Below are 18405 nucleotides of genomic sequence, written 5' to 3'. Positions count from 1 at the left end.
CCGGTAGGCATAAGAGGTTATTAAATCTTCACCTTTGTCGATCCATCAGACGTCCTTCTTGCCGCTCGCCTCGTCCCGCAGGTACTCCGACTCCTTGATCACGTGCGCCACCGCCTCGTCGACGTCGTCGGTCAGCAGGATGAGGTCGAGATCCTCCTCGGTGATCTTGGTGGTGTGGAGCATCCGGTCCCGCAGCCAGTCGATGAGGCCGCTCCAGTAGTCGACGCCCAGCAGCACCACCGGGAAGCGGGTGATCTTCTTCGTCTGCACCAGCGTCAGCGCCTCGAACAGCTCGTCCATCGTGCCGAAGCCGCCCGGCAGCACACAGAACGCCTGCGAGTACTTCACGAACATCGTCTTGCGGACGAAGAAGTACCGGAAGTCCATGCCCAGGTCGATGAAGTCGTTCAACCGCTGCTCGAACGGCAACTCGATGCCGAGCCCGATCGACACCCCGCCCGCCTCGCGGGCACCCCGGTTCGCGGCCTCCATCGCGCCCGGGCCACCACCGGTGATCACACCGAACCCGGCCTTGGCCAAGGCGCTTCCCAGCCGCTCCCCCAGCAGGTACTCACTACTGCCCGGCTTCGTACGCGCCGAACCGAACACCGACACCGCCGGTTCCAGATCCGACAGGTTGTCGAAGCCGTCCACGAACTCCGACAGGATCCGAAGCGCCCGCCAGGCGTCACGCTGCTTCCACTCGTGCCGGTGAACGGTGTCGAGCAGGTGGGAATCCGTCGTGATCTTGGGTTTCATGTCACTCCCCTGTCAGATAACTGCGCAACGTGTCGGCACACGCGGTGATACGCGCACACTCCACATGTTCGTCCCTGGTGTGCGCGAGATTGGGATCACCGGGGCCGAAGTTCAAGGCCGGGATACCCAGCGAGGCGAACCTCGCCACATCCGTCCAACCGAGCTTGGCGACCGGCGGGCGCCCGACCGCCGCCAGGAAGCCGGCCACGACCGGCGCGGCCAGACCCGGCAGCGCGCCCGCCGCCGAATCGGTGACGGTGACGTCGAAGCCGGCGAACAACTCACGCACGTGAGCCGCCGCCTGCTCGGGCGACCGGTCCGGCGCGAACCGGAAGTTCACCTCCACCACGCACTCGTCCGGGATGACGTTCCCGGCGACGCCGCCGCGCACCCCCACGGCGTTCATGCCCTCCCGGTAGTGGCACCCGTCGATGGTCACGCGACGCGCGGGATACTCCGACAACCGGCGCAGGATCTCACCGGCGTGATGGATCGCGTTGTCCCCCAACCAACTCCGGGCCGAATGCGCCCGGGTGCCGCTCGCCCGCACCTCCGCCCGCATGGTGCCCTGGCAGCCCGCCTCGACCTCCCCGTAGGTGGGTTCCAACAGGAACGCCACGTCGGCGGCCAGCCATTCCGGGTGCGTCCGCGACACGATGTGCAGCCCGTTGCGTTCGCTCTCGACCTCTTCGCAGTCGTAGAACAGGAAGCTCAGGTCGTGGACCGGTTCGGTGACGGTGGCCGCCAGGTGCAGCGCTATCGCCGTCCCCGACTTCATGTCGCTGGTGCCGCAGCCGTACATGAGGTCGCCGTCCTGACGGGACGGGAAGTTGTCGTGCAGCGGAACGGTGTCGAGGTGGCCCGCCAGCATCACCCGGCCCGGACGGCCCAGTTCCGTTCTGGCGTGGACGACGTTGCCGCTACGGGCCACCCGCAGATGCGGCACCGGCGTCAACGCCGCCTCGACCGCGTCGGCGATCTCCTTCTCGTCACCGGAGACCGATTCGATGTCCACGAGCGCCCGGGTCAGCTCCACCGGGTCGGCCAGTTGCCGTTGCGAAAGTGCCACCACGATCAGCCACGATACGCGCAGGTGTCTACGGTGATGACATCAGTGAGCCAAGCCGGCACGTCACCGGCGCGACACGGGTAACACCGGGGCAGGAGTCACCATGACGGAGTTCTCGACCAGCAGCGCGTGGGGCAGCGGGGTGGCGAGCTACGCCGACGACGGAACCGTGTTGGACGCCTGGTTCACCCGGTTCGGTCTCGGTGAGCCCGGACCGGTCAGCGACCTCCCCGCCACCCGGGACGAGATCCGCGCCGTCGAGACCCGGCCGGTCGACGTCCGGGTGGCGTCACTGGCCGCCCCCCCGGTGGACGCGACCGACGCCTACCTGCGGTTGCACCTGTTGTCGGGAAGGGTGATCCGGCCCCACGAGGCGAACCTCGACGGGATCTTCGGGGTGCTGTCGAACAACGCCTGGACCGACCTGGGACCGGTGCCCGCGACGGCCTTGAACGACGTGCGGACCCGAGCGACGGCCGCCGGGCACCGGCTGCGCGTCGACTCGGTGGACAAGTTCCCCCGCATGGCCGACTACGTCATGCCCGAGGGGGTCCGGATCGCCGACGCCTCCCGCGTCCGGCTCGGCGCCCACCTGGCCGCCGGCACCACCGTGATGCACGAGGGATTCGTCAACTACAACGCCGGCACGCTCGGCACTTCCATGGTGGAGGGCCGGATTTCGGCGGGCGTGGTCGTGGGCGACGGCAGCGACGTCGGCGGCGGATCCTCCATCATGGGGACGCTGTCGGGCGGTGGCAAGGAGGTCGTATCCATCGGGGAACGCTGCCTGCTCGGCGCCAACGCGGGCATCGGGATCTCACTGGGAGACGACTGCGTCGTCGCCGCCGGCTGCTACGTCACGGCCGGGTCGAAGGTGACCCTCCCGGACGGTTCGGTCGTCAAGGCCCGGGAACTCTCCGGAGCCGACGACCTGATGTTCTGGGTCAACACCACCACCGGGGTGCTGGAGGCACGGCCCCGCTCCGGGAGCTGGGGCGCGCTGAACGAGGCGCTGCACCGCAACTGACCGGCGACGCGACCCGCCCGCCTCGGCCGTGCGAGGCGGGCGGGTCGCGTCACGTCACCGACCGCTTCGGTGGCCCACCGGGTAACGCGCGCCGGCGACCTTCCCCGCGATCGGTTCCAACCGGGCCAGCTCGTCGTCGGTCAGGACCACCCCGACCGCCGCCAGGTTCTCCGCCAGCCGCCGCGGGCTGCGGGTTCCGGGGATCGGCACCACCGGGAGGCCGTGGACGTCGGCGCGTTGCTGCACCCAGGCCAACGCCACCTGCGCCATCGTGATCCCACGCCCCTCGGCGATGTCCCGCAACGGGGCCAGCAGGGTGCGGTTGTGGTCGGCGTTGTCGCCGCTGAACCGTGGCCACACCCGACGGATGTCGTCGGCGGCCAGCGCCGACTCCTGGAACGCCCCGGTCAGGAAACCCCGTCCCAGCGGCGAGTACGGGACGATCCCGACTCCCAGAGCGACCGCCGACGGTACCACCTCCGTCTCGATGTCACGGGAGAACAGCGACCACTCCGACTGGACCGCCGCGATCGGGTGCACCGCCGCCGCGGCGCGCAACTCCTCGGCCGACACCTCCGACAGGCCCAGGTGGCGGACCTTCCCGGCGGTGACCAGTTCCGCCATCGCGCCCACCGTCTCCTCTATGGGGACCCGCGGGTCACGGCGGTGCATGTAGTAGAGGTCGATGACGTCGACGCCCAGTCGGCGCAGGCTCGCCTCGGCGCTCTGCCGCACGTACTCCGCGTCGCCCCGGAACGCGCGATGCGCGGGATCGTCGTTGCGGACGATGCCGAACTTCGTGGCCAGGACGACCCGGTCACGATGACGCGCGACGAACGGCGCCAGGAACTCCTCGTTGGCGCCGCGTCCGTACATGTCGGCGGTGTCGAACAGGGTCACCCCGGCCTCCAGCGCCGCCGCGAGCGTGTCGCGGGAACGCGCCGGATCGGCCTCGCCGTAGAACTCGCTCATCCCCATGCAGCCCAGGCCCTGTACCGCCACCGACGGCCCGGCCTTCGACAGTGCGACGACGGGAAGTGCTGAAGAGGTCATGTCATGCCCCGCATTCCGGCGCGCAAGCGCCTCGATAGTTGTCGATCTTGAAGTCCAGTACCGCCACGGCCTCACCGAGCCGCGCGATCTGCGCGCGCACGGCGTCGCGGTGCGCGGTCAGCATCTCGGCCCGCGCGGCGGCGGTGTGATCTCCGGCCCGCACGAGTTCGGCGTAGCGGATCATGTCCGCCACCGGCATCCCGGTCAGGCGCAGATTGGTGATGAAACGGATCCGGGCCAGGTCGGGGTTCCGGAACCGCCGCCGCCCGTGGTGTGACCTGTCGATGTCGGGCAGCAGCCCGATCCGCTCGTACCAACGCAACGTGTGGGCACTGAGCCCGGTCATCTCGGCGACCTCGCCGATCGTGTAGTGGTCCTCCCCGTCCGGTCGAGGAAACGACGCCGCCGTCCGGCCCATCAGTACGGCGGGCAGCGACGTGGTGGTGGAAACGGTCATGTGCGTCCTCCCGGCCGCGCCCGTCTGGGCACGGCTCCCGTGACGTTAACCGGTTCGAGTGCGCTCTAGGCAAGGGCGGAACGTGGGCGGGTCGCCAACCGCGTGACGGCCTCGGTCACCTGCGCGTCGGTGACGGTGAGCGCGATCCTCACGTGACGGTCGCCGTCGGGGCCGTACACCTCGCCCGGCACCACCAGCACGCCCAGTTCCGCGAAGGCGGCGGTCGCCTCCCAGCAGTCGCGTCCGTCGGTGACCCACAGGTACAGGCCCGCCTCCGAGTGGTCGATGCGCCAACCGGCGTCCCGCAACGCGGTCGCGAGACGGTCCCGGCGTCGCCGGTAACGTTCGCGTTGTTCCTCGGCGTGCGACTCGTCGGTCAGGGCCTCCACCATCGCCGCCTGCACGGGGGTGGGCACGATCATCCCCGCGTGTTTACGTACCTGCAGCAGGGCCTCGATCAGGGCGGCGTCGCCCGCGATGAACCCGGCCCGGTAACCGGCCAGGTTCGACCGCTTGGAGAGCGAGTGGACCGCCAGGACACCCGAGGGGACCGGCCCCGAGACGGCGGGATCCAGTATGGACGCCGGTGCGGCCTCCCAGCCGAGCGAGTGGTAGCACTCGTCGTCGACGACGATCGCGCCACGTTCACGGGACCACTCCACCCAGCCGGTGAGCCGCGCCGCGGACAGCACCTCACCGGTGGGATTGCCGGGCGAGTTCAACCAGACCAGCCGCACCCGGGGATGGTCGACCTCCGCGGGATCGTCCGCCCGGATCAGATCCGCCCCCGCCAACCGGGCGCCGATCTCGTACGTCGGATACGACAGGCGCGGGAACACCACCGCGTCACCCGGACCGAGGTCCAGCAGGGTCGGCAGCCAGGCCACCGCCTCCTTGGAGCCGATCGTGGGCAGCACGCCCGGGCCGTCGTCGGCGGGGGTGTGACAGTGGCGCGCCAGCCAGTCGCGGATCGACCGGCGCAACTCCGGGGTGCCGGCGGTCATCGGGTAGCCGGGCCGGTCGGACCGGTCAGCCAGCGCCTTGCGGATCGACTCGGGCACCGGGTCGACCGGAGTCCCCATCGACAGGTCGATCAGTCCACCGGGATGACGTTCGGCGGTGGCGCGATACGGCGCTATCCGATCGAACGGGTACTCCGGCAGCGATCTCACGGTCGGCTCCTCACTGCCGTCACCGAGGTGACGACGTCACCGTGTCGGAGGTCGGCACGGCCCCCGACGCGGCCGGGCGGTCAGGACTCCTTCGACGGGCGCGACGCCACGAACGTGGCGTCCTTTTCGATCTTGCCGATCTTGGAGGCGCCACCGGGAGAACCGAGGTCTTCGAAGAACTCGTAGTTGGCGCCCGTGTAGTCGCTCCACTCCTCGGGGACGTCGTCCTCGTAGAAGATGGCCTCGACGGGGCACACCGGTTCACACGCTCCGCAGTCCACGCACTCGTCGGGGTGGATGTACAGCATCCGGTTGCCCTCGTAGATGCAGTCGACCGGGCATTCCTCGATACACGCCTTGTCGAGAAGGTCGACGCAGGGCTCGGCGATGATGTAGGTCACGAGTCTCCCTTCGAGGTCTGATGTGTATCGGACCCAAAGCCAATGTGCGGGCGGAACCGTTGCCGGAACCACGGTGTCAGGTGGGCCGTGCCTCGTCGCGCGGCCCACGGTGCCGACCACCGGAATCCGGTTCGTCGCGCCCAGCCTAATCTGTACCCAGTCCCACTCGCGTCCGGGAGGTGCACTCGTGCTGGATGATTCCCACGTCGGAAGCCGCGTCGTCGTGCGGCACCGCATACCCGTGACCGGCACCGGGGCACGGTTCACCGACGTCACCGGCAGCCTCGACCACCTGAACGAGGAGGAACTGGTCGTGCGGCGTGACTCTGGAGACGTCACCCGGATCGCCCTCCGATCGGTCGTGGCGGGGAAACCGATACCGGCCAAACCGGTGGCATTCAGTGACATAGTCCGGATCGAGACGGCGTGCGCGGCGGCGTGGCCCGCCGTCGAGCGCCACCGGGACGGCGGCTGGCTGCTGCGCGCGTCGCAGGGCTGGACCCGCCGCGGCAACAGCGTGCTGGTGCTCGGCGAGCCCGAGTCCGATCCGGCCACCGCCGTCCGCGAGGTGGGTGACTGGTACGCCGCGCGCGGCCTCCGCGCCGGGTTCTGCGTCCCCATGCCGCTCAGCCGCCGGTTCGACCGGGAACTCGACCGGCTCGGCTGGGAATGGGAGGCCCCGGTCGTCGCCATGACCTGTCCGGTGGCGGAACTGACCGCCCCGGACAACCCCGCGGTCGAGATCGCGGCCACTCCCGCCGCCGAGTGGCTGACCATCGCGTACGGCTCACCGGAAGACCTGCCGGAGGCGGCGGTCCGGGTACTGACCGACGGCGGGCACCGGGGATTCGCGACCGTCCGGGGAGCCGACAGCGACGTCGCGGCGGTCGGCCGGGTCGCGGTCGAGGACGGCGTCGCCCTGTTCTCCTCGATCAAGGTGACACCGGCCCACCGCCGCCGAGGGCTGGGCCGCGCCGTGATGATCGCGCTGGCGGAGTGGGCGGCCGCGCACGGCGCGACGACCGCCTGCGTACAGGTGGAACGGGACAACGACGCGGCACTGGCGATGTACGCGCGCCTGGGCTTCGTCCGGCATCACGAGTACCACTACCGCTGGTCCACGGAGCCCCGGCACGTGGCGGCCCTGTCGGCCGGCCACCGCCCCGAGTAGGCCACCCGGCCCGCCCCTCACCGCGCTCGGTCCCCGCCCCGTGGCACCTCCCCCCGCTTGGTCCCCGCCCCGTGGCACTTGGTCCCCGCCGTTGCCGGTGAAATACGGACGAACCGGTACATTACGGGCACGAGACATACCGACGGCGGGGACCAAGCGGAACAGTGAGGGGTGGGTCGGGAAATCAGGGGCAGGGCCGGGTCAGCGCTTCGCGGTCCGGCTGCGGTTCCGGCCGCCGTAGTAGGTCTCCACCCGCCGCAGCCGCTGGCTGCGGTGGTCGAGCCCGACGATGGTGATCACCAGGTAGCCCAGCAGGCCACCGACCGCGCAGACCCCCGTGAAGAACAGCAACTGGATGATGATCCAGCCCGCCCCGCCCTCGAACGGGTTCCCGCCGACCAGGAGCGGCGCCACGAACACCGACAACACGACCGCCGCCACCAGCGCCGGTCCGAGCTCGGCGATCAACCGGTCGACCGCCTTACGGGTCCCCCACCACGCGGTCGCCGCGAGTGCGACCAGACCCATCCCGATCGTCGCGTACAGACCGATCGTGAACTGGGCGTCGGGGTCGTCGGCTTGACCACTGACCTCGACGATGATCCGTGCGCCCAGGTTGAACAGGAACAGACCTAGCGCGATCAGTGCGGCCGGGACGATCCGCTTCATTGAGTTCTCCATTGATTCGTCGATACGCTGAGCACGGCGGTGGGACCGTCGGGCGCGTGCGACTCCCCGATGCCGCCGCGCCACCCGGTGTACGCCGCCGAACCCCTTGGATACAAGACACGGCGCGCACATCGCAATACATTCCAGGTCACGATTTGGCGGAACCCGTTCGCCGCAGTGAACCCGACACCACCAGGTATGCGGTCAACGCGATCGTCGCCGCCCCGCACAGCATGTACACCGTAGACGGCCAGATGTTGGCCAGCACCGCGTCCCCGGAGGCGTTGGGCTGCGCCGCCAGCAACACCAGGACGAACCACACCGCGCCGGGCACCAACGCGACCGAACGCAGCCGCGTCCACCACAACGCGAGCAGCGGCAGTCCGGCGTTGGCCGCCACGGCGATCACCGCCGACACCGGCAGGTATCCGCCGGACACCTTCAACGGCACCAGGAACAGCCCGACGACCGTCGAGAGGACGGCCGCCGCGATCACGACGACGGCGCCGCCCCACCGGATCAACAGCTCCGGAACACGGGATGGGGTTTCATCGGCCATCGGGCGATTCTAGAGCCACGTCCGTCGATGCCTCGCCCCCGTCAGTGCGGGGTGACTCCCGCGAACAGGTCCGTCTCCCAGCCGTGCGGGCCGGCGCCGTCGCCGCGGACGCCCTCGGCGAGGATGTAGTGCTCGGTGGCGACGGCGTCCGCGCCCAGCCGGGCGGCCAGCACGTACACCCAGTTCTCCGGCGGCACCTGGGTGGCGTGGGCGCGCAGCGCGGCGAGCTTCCGGTCGGCCGACTCCGGTGCGGTGATCAGGCAGTCCACCTCGGAGTCGTCGACGCCGAACGGCAGGTCCGCCACCGAGGCGGCGTCGCCGAACGGATTGTCCGAGGACTCCTTGAACGCCTCGAAGCCGGCCGCCAGCGAGCTCTTGGGAACGGTCGTCCAGTAGAACTTCGCGATGCGGTGCGGTTCGCCCAGGTCAGGCCGGAAGGCGGCGTCGCCGGCCAGCCGTGCCGCCTCGACGGAGACCCGGTGCGCCTGGATGTGGTCGGGGTGGCCGTAGAAGCCGTTCGGGTCGTACGTCACGAGGACCTGCGGCCGGACCTCGCGCAGCACCGCGACCAGCGGGGTGGCGGCCTCGGTGACGTCGGCGCCCCAGAACGCCCGGGGGTGCGAATTGGCGGGCAACCCCATCATCCCGCTGTCACGATGGGTGCCGACGCCGCCGAGCATCCGCCGGTCCGTGACGCCGAGGGCGTCGCACGCGCGCTGCCACTCCACCAGCCGGTATCCGCCGAGCTGGTCGGCGCCGTCCACGGCGAGACCGGCGAGTTCGGGTACGTGGATCTCGCCCTCCTCGCCGAGCGTGCAGGTGACGAGCGTCACGTGACAGTCGGGGCGGGCGGCGTAGTGGGCGAGGGTGGCGCCGGTGCCGACGGTCTCGTCGTCGGGGTGGGCGTGCACGAACACGGCCCGGAGGGGAGCGGAAATCTCGGTCACCGGACAACGGTAGCCCCCGTGACCACGGGTGGCGTCCCGCCCGGGACACCGAGCGGGGACACCGGCCTCGTTCGGGGGGCGATGTGAGGCCGGTGTCCCCTGTATTCGGTGAAGGTCCGTCAGGCCGTGGCGGCCGTCTCCTCGGTGGTGGTCTGCGCGTCACCGTTCTCCGGGAAGTGGCAGGCGGCGACACCACCGGTCGGAGTGGGAGCCAACGGCGGTTCCGTGGTGGCGCACACGTCCTGCGCCTTCCAGCACCGGGTACGGAACCGGCAACCCGAGGGCGGGTTGAGCGGGGTCGGGACGTCGCCCTCCAGCTTGATCCGTCCGGCGTGCTCCCGGCCGAGCCGGCTCACGTCGGGCACCGCCGACAGCAGCGCCTTGGTGTAGGGGTGCGAGGGCCGCTCGTAGATCTGGGTGCGGTCGCCGATCTCGACGACCTTGCCCAGGTACATCACCGCGATCCGGTCACAGAAGTGCCGGACCACCGACAGGTCGTGCGCGATGAACACGAACGACAGGTTGAACTCCCGCTGCAACCTGCGCAGCAGGTTGATCACCTGCGCCTGGATCGACACGTCGAGCGCGGACACCGGCTCGTCGGCGATGATCAGCTTGGGGCGCAACGCGAGCGAGCGGGCGATGCCGATGCGTTGCCGCTGCCCGCCGGAGAACTCGTGCGGGAAGCGGTTGTAGTGCTCGGGGTTGAGGCCGACGGTCTCCAGCAGTTCCTGCACCCGCTTCTTCACGCCGCCGGGCGGGTCGATGCCGTTGACGGTGAAGGGCGTCGCGATGATCTTCCCCACGGTGTGACGCGGGTTCAGCGACGAGTACGGGTCCTGGAAGATGATCTGGATGTCCTGGCGGAGCTTGCGCAGTTTCGCGCCGTCCAGCCGGGTGATGTCGCGGCCCTCGAACTTGATCGTGCCCGCGGTGGCCTCCAGCAGCCGGACCAGCATGCGCCCGGTGGTGGTCTTGCCGCACCCGGACTCACCCACCAGTCCGAGTGCCTCCCCGGGAGCCACCTCGAAGTCGATGCCGTCGACGGCCTTGACCCACTGCTTGTTGCCGAGGAGGCCGGACCGGACCGGGAAGTGCTTGGTGAGTCCGGAGACCTCCAGGATCGGGCCGGGCGACGCCGGCTCGGCCTCCACGGTGGTCGCTTGCGCTTGCGCCATCAGGAACCGTCCTTCACTTCGGTCTCGCGGATGGTCCGCCGCTTGTCGTGCGGCAGGTGGCACGCCGCCAGGTGCGCGGTCCCGCCCACGACCGGCAGCAGCTCGGGCCGCTGGGTGTCGCACGGGCCGCCGGCGTTCATGGCGTACTCGCAACGGGGGTGGAACGCGCAGCCGTTCGGCACGTTCAGGAGACTCGGCGGGTTGCCGGGGATCGGGTGCAGGTCGTGGTCGGCGTCGCCCGACAGTGTCGGCACCGAACGCAGCAGCCCCCACGTGTACGGGTGCTCACTCTCACGCAGCACCTGCTGGGCGGTCCCGTACTCGGCGCAGCGTCCGCCGTACATCACCAGGACCTCGTCGGCGACCTCGCTCACCACACCGAGGTCGTGGGTGATGAGGATGATCGCGGAGTTGAACTCCCGCTGCAGGTCTTCCAGCAGGTCGAGGATCTGCGCCTGCACGGTGACGTCGAGCGCGGTGGTCGGCTCGTCGGCGATGATGAGGCTGGGGTTGTTCACCAGCGACATGGCGATCATGGCGCGCTGCCGCATACCGCCGGAGAACTCGTGCGGGTACTGCTTGGCGCGCTTGTCGGGCTGCGGGATGCCGACCCGGTCGAGCATCTCGACGGCCCGCGTCCACGCCTGCTTCTTCGGCACGTCGTGGTGCACCCGGTACGACTCGACGATCTGACGGCCGATCGTGTAGTACGGGTGCAGCGCGGTCAGCGGGTCCTGGAAGATCATCGACATGTCCTTGCCGCGCATGCGGCGGATCTTCTCGGCGTCGGCGGTGACGATGTCCACCCCGCCGACCTTCACCGAACCGGACAGTCGCGTCTTGCCGGGGTTGTGCAGGCCCAGCACCGTCAGGCTGGTGACGCTCTTGCCGGAACCGGACTCGCCCACGATCCCGAGGGTCACCCCCCGGCGCAGTGAGAAGCTGAGTCCGTCGACGGCCTTCACGAGGCCGTCCTCGGTGGAGAAGTGGACCTTCAGGTCCTCGACTTCGAGGTAGGGGTCCTCGCCGCCGACGGCCGTACCGACGGCCGGGTCCGGAGCTGTCACGGTGGTCACTGGCTCGTCCTCTCTTAACTCAGCCGTACCCGTGGGTCGATCACCGCGTACAGCAGGTCGACCAACAGGGTGGAGACGACGATGAACAGTGCCGCGATGAGCACGGTCGCCATCACCATCGACAGTTCCAGCGCGCGGACCGCGTCCACCGCGCGTTTTCCGAGCCCGTTGAGGCCGAAGATCGTCTCGGTGACGACCGCACCGCCCAACAGCCCGGCGAGACTCAGGCCCGCCGAGGTGGCGATCGGTGTGATGGAGGCGCGCAGTGCGTGCCTGCCGAACACCGTTCTGCCGCGCAGGCCCTTCGCCCAGGACGTGCGGATGAAGTCCTCGTCGAGGGTCTCCAGCATCTGCGAACGGGTCATCCGGGTCTCGAACGCGAACCCGATGAGCGACACCGCCAACCACGGCAGGATCATCCCCACCATCCAGTCCCCGATGCTCTGCAACGGGGACACGTAAGCCGGTTGCGGCAGCCACTCCAACTCGTACCGGAAGATCAACAACAGCATGGGGCCGAAGAAGAACAACGGGGTCGCCGCACCGACGAGTGACGCCCCGACGGCGAACTTGTCGATGAACCTGCCCCGTTTGATGGCCGCGATCGCGCCCAGGCCGATGCCCAGGGTCATCTGGATCAGCCACGCCCCCACCGCGATGGAGGCGGTGATGGGTAGCGCGTCGGCCACCACCTCGGTGACCTCGCGTCCACCGACGTTGAGCAGACCCAGACACGGGGCGCCGCACTCGGTGCCGTTGTCGTAGGAACGCCCGACGAAGATGCCCTTCACGAAGTCGACGTACTGCTCGTGAACCGGCTCGTCGAGCCCCAGGTTGGCGCGCACGGCGTCCACCTGTTCGGCGGTGCACCGCTGACCGCACTGCAGCCGCGCCGGGTCGGCCGGCACCGCGAAGAACAGCCCGAAGGTGATGATGCTGACCATCGTCAGCGTCAAGACCGCCAGTAGCAGGCGGCGGATGATGAACCGCAACATCGGTGGATACCCATCTGGAAAGGTCGTGGGATTACTGGAGGTGAGGGTGTGGCCGCCGGTCGCCCGGCGGCCACACCGGTTGTCTCACTGTCGGACGCGGTACCTGTTACGGCTCGCGCACGAACAGCTTGGTGACGTCGAGCGTGGAGATGTTCTCCGAGAGGTAGTGACCACCGACGTTGGAACCGGAGATCCACACGCCGTAGGCGATGTCGGTCGGGATCACGGGGGCGTACTTCTCCATGATCTCCTTGCCGAGCTCACCCCACTGGGCGGCGGTCTCCTCGAAGCCGGCACTGCTCGACTCCAGGTCCTCGATCTTCTGGTCCAGCTCGGGGACGTTGATGAACGGGTAGTTGTTCTCCACCGGGATGGACCGGGAGTGGTACAGCGGCGGGAAGACCGTCGAACCGGACGGCCAGTCCTCGCCCCAGCTGCTCCAGTACAGGTCGAACGAGTTGTCCGGGTCGGCGATCTGGCCGTACCAGTCCAGCGGGTCGATCGGGACGGCTTCGATCTCGATGCCGGCCTTGGCGAACTCGTCCACCATGGCGGCGGCGATCCGGCCCTCGGTCGCGGTGTCGGCGTGGGCGTAACGCAGCTGGATGGTCTCGCCGCCCAGCAGTTCCTTCGCCTTCTCCACGTCGTACGGGTAGACGTCGTAGTCCACGTAACCCGGGACCGTCGGACCCATCAGGGTGGTGTTCGGCAGCACCGAGTACTCACCACCGTTGACCTGCACCCAGCGGTCACGGTTGAACGCGTGGTTGATGGCCTGACGGACCGCCAGGTCGGTGACCCGGTTCATGTTGATGTTCAGGTACGAGGTGTACTTCCGCGGCCCCTCCAGGTACCGGCCTTCGTACTCCGCCTTGTTGCCGACGATGTTGCTCAGCTGGCTGGAGTCGACCGGGGTGAAGGTGGCGAGGTTCTCGTCACCGGAGGCGTTGGCGGCCAACCGGGTCGTGATGTCCTCGGGCTGCGTGCCGTACTCGAACACGAAGCTGTCCACGTAGGCGTGGCGGATCGGGTCGGTGTTGGCGTCCCAGTGCTCGTTGCGGACCAGCACGGTCCGCTCCTCGAAGACCCGCTCCTCGATCTTGTACGGACCCGAGGAGAACGGCATCTGGTCGAACTCGCCCTTGGTGTCCTTGTCCGGCGGGATCGGTGCCGTGGTGGGCATGGCCACCGCGAACGGGGTCTCACAACGCGGGCTGTCGAAGGTGAAGGTGATCTTGTTGCCGTCCACGGCGATGCCGGGGGCGGTCTCCTCACCCTCGTAGGGGCCGACGTACTCGTTGGCCGGGTCGAGCCAGTCCAGCAGGAACTGCGCGCCCTCCGGGTACATCGGAACCCGCTCGCCCTCGTCGTTCTCCTCGGTGGCCATGGCCCGGGAGATGCCGTAGGCGACGTGGTCGGCGGTGATGTCGGTGCCGTCCTCGTACTTCAGGCCGTCCTTGAGGGTGTACTCCCAGACGGTGCAGTCACCGTTGACGTCGGTGCCCGGGTCGGTCGCCAGGTCGCCGACGACCTTGCGGCTTCCGTCGCCGTCCTCGCGGTATCCGGTGAGCGTACGGTACAGCAGACCCTGACCGACCATCATGGACGTCGACACGTAGTTACGGGCCGGGTCCAGGTGCGCCATGTCGGAGTTCTGGATGAAGGTGATCTCGCCACCCTCCACCGCGCCCTCCACCGGGGTGGCCGGACCGACCGAGTCCTCGGCGGTGCCGATGATGTCCAGGGTGTTCTGCTCGTGTTCCTGGGCACCTTCACCGTTGTCACCGGTGTTCTCTGCACACCCGGTGACCAGCAGCGCCATCGCGACGCCGCCGACGGCAATGAATCTTGCCTGTCGTTTCAATTCCTTACTCCTCATTCATTCGTCCCGGCGACCCGAGGGGTGCGGGCACTACTTGTGAGACTTCGGGTTCAGTGCGTCGCGAACCGCGTCACCGAACATGTTGAAGGTCAGCACGAGCAACAGGATGGTGCCGCCGCTGAGCATCATCAGGAACCAGGCACCGACCTGCTGCGCCTTCACACCGCCCACGGCCAGCGACACCAGCCGACCGAGGTCGGGGTGCGGCTCGCCCACGCCGATGCCGAGGAAGGCCAGGTACGCCTCGGAGGCGACCAGGGCGGGCACCATGAGCGAGAACGACACCAGGATGGGAGCCCACACGTTGGGCAGCAGCTGCTTGAAGACGATGTGGCCCAGTCCGGCGCCGGAGGCGCGGGCCGCCTCGACGAACTCGCGTTCCCGCAGTGAGAGCACCTGGCCTCGCACCAGACGGGCGGTGTTCATCCAGAAGAACACCATGAAGGTGACGATCAGCATCGTCGACGACAACCACAACGGCCTGGCGCCGGGGCCGCCCAGGATCAGGTTGGTGACGATCGGGACGATCGCCAACGCGAAGATCAGGAACGGGAAGCTAAGCATCACGTCGATGAACCAGGAGATGACCGCGTCGACCCAACCGCCGACGTAGCCGGAGACCGCACCGATCACCGCGCCGATCGCCACCACCACGATCGCGGAGACGATGGCGATCGACACCGAGGTACGGATGCCGTAGAGCAGCGTCATCAACACGTCCTGGCCGTTGCCGGGGACGACGCCGAGCCAGTGTTCGGAACTGACGCCGCCCAGCACGCCCAGCGGGATGGCGCTGCCGTCCAGCTTGTCGGGGTTCTGGTCGTAGGCGTCGTAGCCGTAGACGAGCGCCCACAGCGGCGCCCCGTACGCGGCCACCAGCATGAGGACGATGAGCGCGCCGGTGACCTTGGCGGTGCGGTCGCGCTTGAGCCGGAGCCAGGCCAGCTGCATCGGAGAACGGCCGACGATCTCACTGGCGGGCTTTCCCACCCCCGCGGTGGTGGGCTCCTCGTCCATGTCGGCGACCAAGACAGGCTCGACACCCGGCATGTCGCTGGTCTGCGGACCAGAAGTGTCCTCGGTGTGCGGCGTTGCCGAGCTCTTGTCGACATCGCTCATCGGACCACCGGCCTTTCCACTGGGGCGGAGATTCGGTTACGAGCGCGGTCGCATGAGTGACCCACGCGACACCTTGCTGTCGCACACCGTACTCGCCGTCACATGGCTGGAGAGCACCGAAAAACCAACGGTCGGATAACAAGTCGGCCACGGTGGTCAAGTTCTGGCCACAGGATCGGTCAAACCGGGAGTTCCGGACAACCTGAAACGGGCATATCATCGCTTTGCCGACGAACCGCCGTCACATCTTGTCAAGTAGATAGCGGTTGCGCCGACGACAACATCCGCCGGTGTCGATTCCCGAACCGAAAAGGGGACGATTATGGGTTCGATTATGGAGGCGCAATTACCGGACGTGACCGATCCGGCACCCCGACATCGGCACGGGCGCGGACGCCGACTCGTCACCGGCCGCTCGGATTGTGGACGGGCGGCGACGACACCGTCCGGTCACGCCACCGCCCGGAGGGCCGGAGGCGGTGCGGAGCCGACCGTACGACGCCGTGACGCGGGTCGGCGGACTTGACAAAAGCGTCAGAAGCGGCCACGCGGCGACCGCGGTGCGACCGGCCGGAAGACATCGACGTGTCAGGCGGTCCGGCTCCCGGCGCGATGCAGGACCGCCACCCGGTGCGCGTGGACGACGTCTTCCCCGCGCAGGAACACCACACCATCAGTGCGCGTGGACGACATCCCGTTCCCGCGCACCACACCACCGCTCCGCGCAGGAACACCACACCGTCAGTGCGCGTGGACGACGTCCCGTTCCTGCGCGTAGTGACACGCGCTGGGGTGCGCGCCGCCCTCGCGGATCTCCAGCACCGGTATCTGCTGCTTGCACACGTCCGGTGCCTGCTCGGCCAGCGGCGTGTTCTTCCGCTGTTCGTCGGTGGCGGTCTTCGCCCACTCGGCGCGCGCCTTGAAGCAGCGGGTCCGGAACCGGCATCCCGACGGCGGGTTGGCGGGCGAGGGCACGTCGCCCTCCAGGACGATCTCGTCCCGCTGCCCGCGCAGTGTCGGGTCGGGCACCGGGACCGCCGACAACAGGGCCTGCGTGTACGGGTGCATCGGGTGTTCGTAGATCTGGTTCTCCTCGCCGGACTCGGCGACCTTGCCCAGGTACATCACGGCGACCCGGTCGGCGATGTGGCGCACCACCGACAGGTCGTGGGCGATGAAGAGGTAGGACAGTCCGAGTTCGTCCTGGAGTTCCTCCAGCAGGTTGATGACCTGTCCCTGGATCGACACGTCCAGCGCAGACACCGGCTCGTCACAGATCAGGATCTCCGGCTTGAGGGCCAACGCCCTGGCGATGCCGATGCGTTGCCGTTGCCCACCGGAGAACTGGTGCGGATAACGGCTGATGTGATCCGGGTTGAGGCCGACCATGTCGATCAGTTCCCGCACCGCGGCGCGACGGCCCGACTTGGGGACCGCGTCCGGGTGGATCCGGTACGGCTCACCGATGATGTCGCCGACCGTCATCCGCGGGTTCAGGGAGGTGTACGGGTCCTGGAACACCATCTGCACGTTGCGCCGCAGCCGCCGCATCCCCGACCGGCCAAGCCTCGTGACGTCCTCGCCGCGCACCCGGATGGCGCCCGAGGTGGGCTTCTCCAGGCCGACGAGCAGTTTGGCCAGCGTCGACTTCCCGCATCCGGACTCGCCGACGACGCCGAGCGTCTCACCGCGGTTGAGGGTGATGTCGACGCCGTCCACGGCCTTGACCTGCCCGACCGTCCGCTTGAAGACGATCCCGGAGCGGATCGGGAAGTGCTTGACGAGTCCTTCGACCTGGAGCACCGGTTCAGTTGACGTCATCGGTCATGACCTCCGAAGCGAAGTGGCACGCCGCGGACCGGCCCGCCGTGACAGTGGACAACGGCGGCCGTTCGGTGCGGCAGACGTCCTGGGCGTACCCGCATCGCGGCGCGAAGGCGCAGCCCGGCGGGATGTCGGTCAGCACCGGCGGCAGGCCGGCGATGACCTCCAGCCGTTGTCCCTTCACGTCGAGCCGCGGGATCGACCTGAGCAGCGCCTTCGTGTACGGGTGGGCGGGGCTGGCGAAGGTGTCGCGCACGTTCGCCTGTTCGACCGCGCGTCCCGCGTACATGACGGTGATGTCGTCGGCGACGTCGGCGACCACGCCCAGGTCGTGGGTGATGAGGATGAGCCCCATGTGCCGTTCGGCCTGGATGTCCGACAGCAGGCGCATGATCTGGGCCTGGACGGTCACGTCGAGCGCGGTGGTCGGCTCGTCGGCGATCAGCACCTCCGGGTCCAGGGCGAGCGCCATGGCGATCATGACGCGCTGCCGCATTCCGCCGGAGAACTGGTGCGGGTACTCGTCGACGCGCTGCGCGGCGGCCGGGATGCGCACCATGTCGAGCAGTTCGACCGCGCGCCTGCGGGCGTCCTTGCGGGACATGCCGCGGTGCTTGCGGAACAGCTCACCGAGCTGGAACCCCACCGTCCACACCGGATTCAACGCCGACAGGGCGTCCTGGAACACCATCGCGACGTGGTTGGCGCGGATGCGGCGGCGGCGCTCGGCGCTCAGCTTCAGCAGGTCCACGCCCCGGAAGCGGATCTCACCGCCGGCGACCCGGGCGGGGGGCTCCTCCAGGATCCCCATGATCGCCTGGGCGGTGACGCTCTTGCCGGAGCCGGACTCCCCCACCACCGCGAGGGTCTCCCCCGCCCGCAGCGAGAAGTCGACACCGTTGACGGCGCGGGCGACGCCGTCACGGGTGTGGAACTCCACCTGGAGGTCTTCGACCTCCAGCAGCGGGGCGTCGTCCCGGTAGCCGGGCAGCCCCTCCACGTAGCCGTTGTGCGAACCTTGCCGGTCCAGTTCGACGGTCATGCCTC

At 68.8% G+C, this 18405-nt stretch carries 18 protein-coding genes; 2 read left to right on the top strand and 16 right to left on the bottom strand.

Annotated features, from left to right (window positions below; genetic code table 11):
* Positions 1-45: 45 nt before the first annotated feature.
* Entirely contained in the window at positions 46-759 is a 714-nt protein-coding gene (locus tag LX16_RS25180) for an LOG family protein (protein ID WP_147144438.1), read from the bottom strand.
* A gap of 1 nt (position 760) precedes the next feature.
* Positions 761-1831: a succinyl-diaminopimelate desuccinylase gene (gene dapE / locus LX16_RS25175; protein ID WP_147144436.1), complete on the bottom strand. Its 1071-nt coding sequence runs from the start codon at positions 1829-1831 to the stop codon at positions 761-763.
* 100 nt (positions 1832-1931) lie between these two features.
* On the opposite strand from dapE, the gene dapD reads away from it, so the two are divergent.
* Complete coding sequence (gene dapD, locus LX16_RS25170) at positions 1932-2855, top strand: 2,3,4,5-tetrahydropyridine-2,6-dicarboxylate N-succinyltransferase (protein WP_147144434.1); 924 nt, start codon at positions 1932-1934, stop codon at positions 2853-2855.
* 54 nt (positions 2856-2909) lie between these two features.
* On the opposite strand, the gene LX16_RS25165 is transcribed toward dapD, so the two are convergent.
* From LX16_RS25165 to fdxA, 4 genes are all read right to left on the bottom strand, one after another.
* Positions 2910-3908 carry an aldo/keto reductase gene (locus LX16_RS25165; protein ID WP_147144432.1) on the bottom strand — a complete coding sequence of 333 codons (999 nt, stop codon included), beginning with the start codon at positions 3906-3908 and terminating at the stop codon, positions 2910-2912.
* A gap of 1 nt (position 3909) precedes the next feature.
* Positions 3910-4365 carry a MerR family transcriptional regulator gene (locus tag LX16_RS25160; protein ID WP_147144430.1) on the bottom strand — a complete coding sequence of 152 codons (456 nt, stop codon included), beginning with the start codon at positions 4363-4365 and terminating at the stop codon, positions 3910-3912.
* Between the two features lie 65 nt (positions 4366-4430).
* Complete coding sequence (gene dapC, locus LX16_RS25155; protein ID WP_147144428.1) at positions 4431-5537, bottom strand: succinyldiaminopimelate transaminase; 1107 nt, start codon at positions 5535-5537, stop codon at positions 4431-4433.
* Between the two features lie 80 nt (positions 5538-5617).
* Positions 5618-5938, bottom strand: a complete 321-nt coding sequence (gene fdxA / locus LX16_RS25150; RefSeq protein ID WP_147144426.1) for a ferredoxin — start codon at positions 5936-5938, stop codon at positions 5618-5620.
* A 187-nt stretch (positions 5939-6125) separates the two neighbouring features.
* Between fdxA and LX16_RS25145 the strand changes: the two genes are divergently transcribed.
* Positions 6126-7109 carry a GNAT family N-acetyltransferase gene (locus tag LX16_RS25145; RefSeq protein WP_147144424.1) on the top strand — a complete coding sequence of 328 codons (984 nt, stop codon included), beginning with the start codon at positions 6126-6128 and terminating at the stop codon, positions 7107-7109.
* A 201-nt stretch (positions 7110-7310) separates the two neighbouring features.
* Here the strand turns inward: LX16_RS25145 and LX16_RS25140 are convergent, their stop codons facing one another.
* From LX16_RS25140 to LX16_RS25095, 10 genes are all read right to left on the bottom strand, one after another.
* Complete coding sequence (locus LX16_RS25140) at positions 7311-7778, bottom strand: hypothetical protein (protein ID WP_147144422.1); 468 nt, start codon at positions 7776-7778, stop codon at positions 7311-7313.
* A 148-nt stretch (positions 7779-7926) separates the two neighbouring features.
* Positions 7927-8337: a DUF6113 family protein gene (locus LX16_RS25135; RefSeq protein WP_147144420.1), complete on the bottom strand. Its 411-nt coding sequence runs from the start codon at positions 8335-8337 to the stop codon at positions 7927-7929.
* Positions 8338-8378: 41 nt separating this feature from the next.
* Positions 8379-9284 carry an N-acetyl-1-D-myo-inositol-2-amino-2-deoxy-alpha-D-glucopyranoside deacetylase gene (gene mshB, locus LX16_RS25130; RefSeq protein WP_147144418.1) on the bottom strand — a complete coding sequence of 302 codons (906 nt, stop codon included), beginning with the start codon at positions 9282-9284 and terminating at the stop codon, positions 8379-8381.
* A gap of 119 nt (positions 9285-9403) precedes the next feature.
* Entirely contained in the window at positions 9404-10462 is a 1059-nt protein-coding gene (locus tag LX16_RS25125; protein WP_147144416.1) for an ABC transporter ATP-binding protein, read from the bottom strand.
* Positions 10462-11538 (bottom strand): ABC transporter ATP-binding protein, encoded by a 1077-nt coding sequence (locus tag LX16_RS25120; protein WP_147144414.1) that lies wholly within the window; start codon positions 11536-11538, stop codon positions 10462-10464. The genes LX16_RS25125 and LX16_RS25120 overlap by 1 nt, the downstream gene beginning before the upstream one ends.
* Before the next feature lie 14 nt (positions 11539-11552).
* The gene (locus tag LX16_RS25115; protein ID WP_147144412.1) at positions 11553-12533 is read right to left on the bottom strand and encodes an ABC transporter permease; all 981 of its coding nucleotides are present in this window, start codon (positions 12531-12533) and stop codon (positions 11553-11555) included.
* A 106-nt stretch (positions 12534-12639) separates the two neighbouring features.
* Positions 12640-14397, bottom strand: coding sequence for an ABC transporter substrate-binding protein (locus LX16_RS25110; protein ID WP_158645737.1), 1758 nt, complete (start codon positions 14395-14397; stop codon positions 12640-12642).
* A 48-nt stretch (positions 14398-14445) separates the two neighbouring features.
* A complete protein-coding gene (locus tag LX16_RS25105) occupies positions 14446-15534 on the bottom strand; it encodes an ABC transporter permease (RefSeq protein WP_244615975.1) in 1089 nt (362 codons plus the stop codon).
* 741 nt (positions 15535-16275) lie between these two features.
* Positions 16276-17355, bottom strand: a complete 1080-nt coding sequence (locus tag LX16_RS25100; protein ID WP_147144408.1) for an ABC transporter ATP-binding protein — start codon at positions 17353-17355, stop codon at positions 16276-16278.
* Complete coding sequence (locus LX16_RS25095) at positions 17342-18400, bottom strand: ABC transporter ATP-binding protein (RefSeq protein ID WP_147144406.1); 1059 nt, start codon at positions 18398-18400, stop codon at positions 17342-17344. The genes LX16_RS25100 and LX16_RS25095 overlap by 14 nt, the downstream gene beginning before the upstream one ends.
* Positions 18401-18405: the final 5 nt, after the last annotated feature.

The sequence above is a fragment of the Stackebrandtia albiflava genome (genome assembly GCF_007994225.1).
GTDB lineage: Bacteria > Actinomycetota > Actinomycetes > Mycobacteriales > Micromonosporaceae > Stackebrandtia > Stackebrandtia albiflava.
The sequence above is the reverse complement of the archived record's forward strand: the minus strand, read 5'-3'. Positions and strand labels throughout refer to the sequence as shown.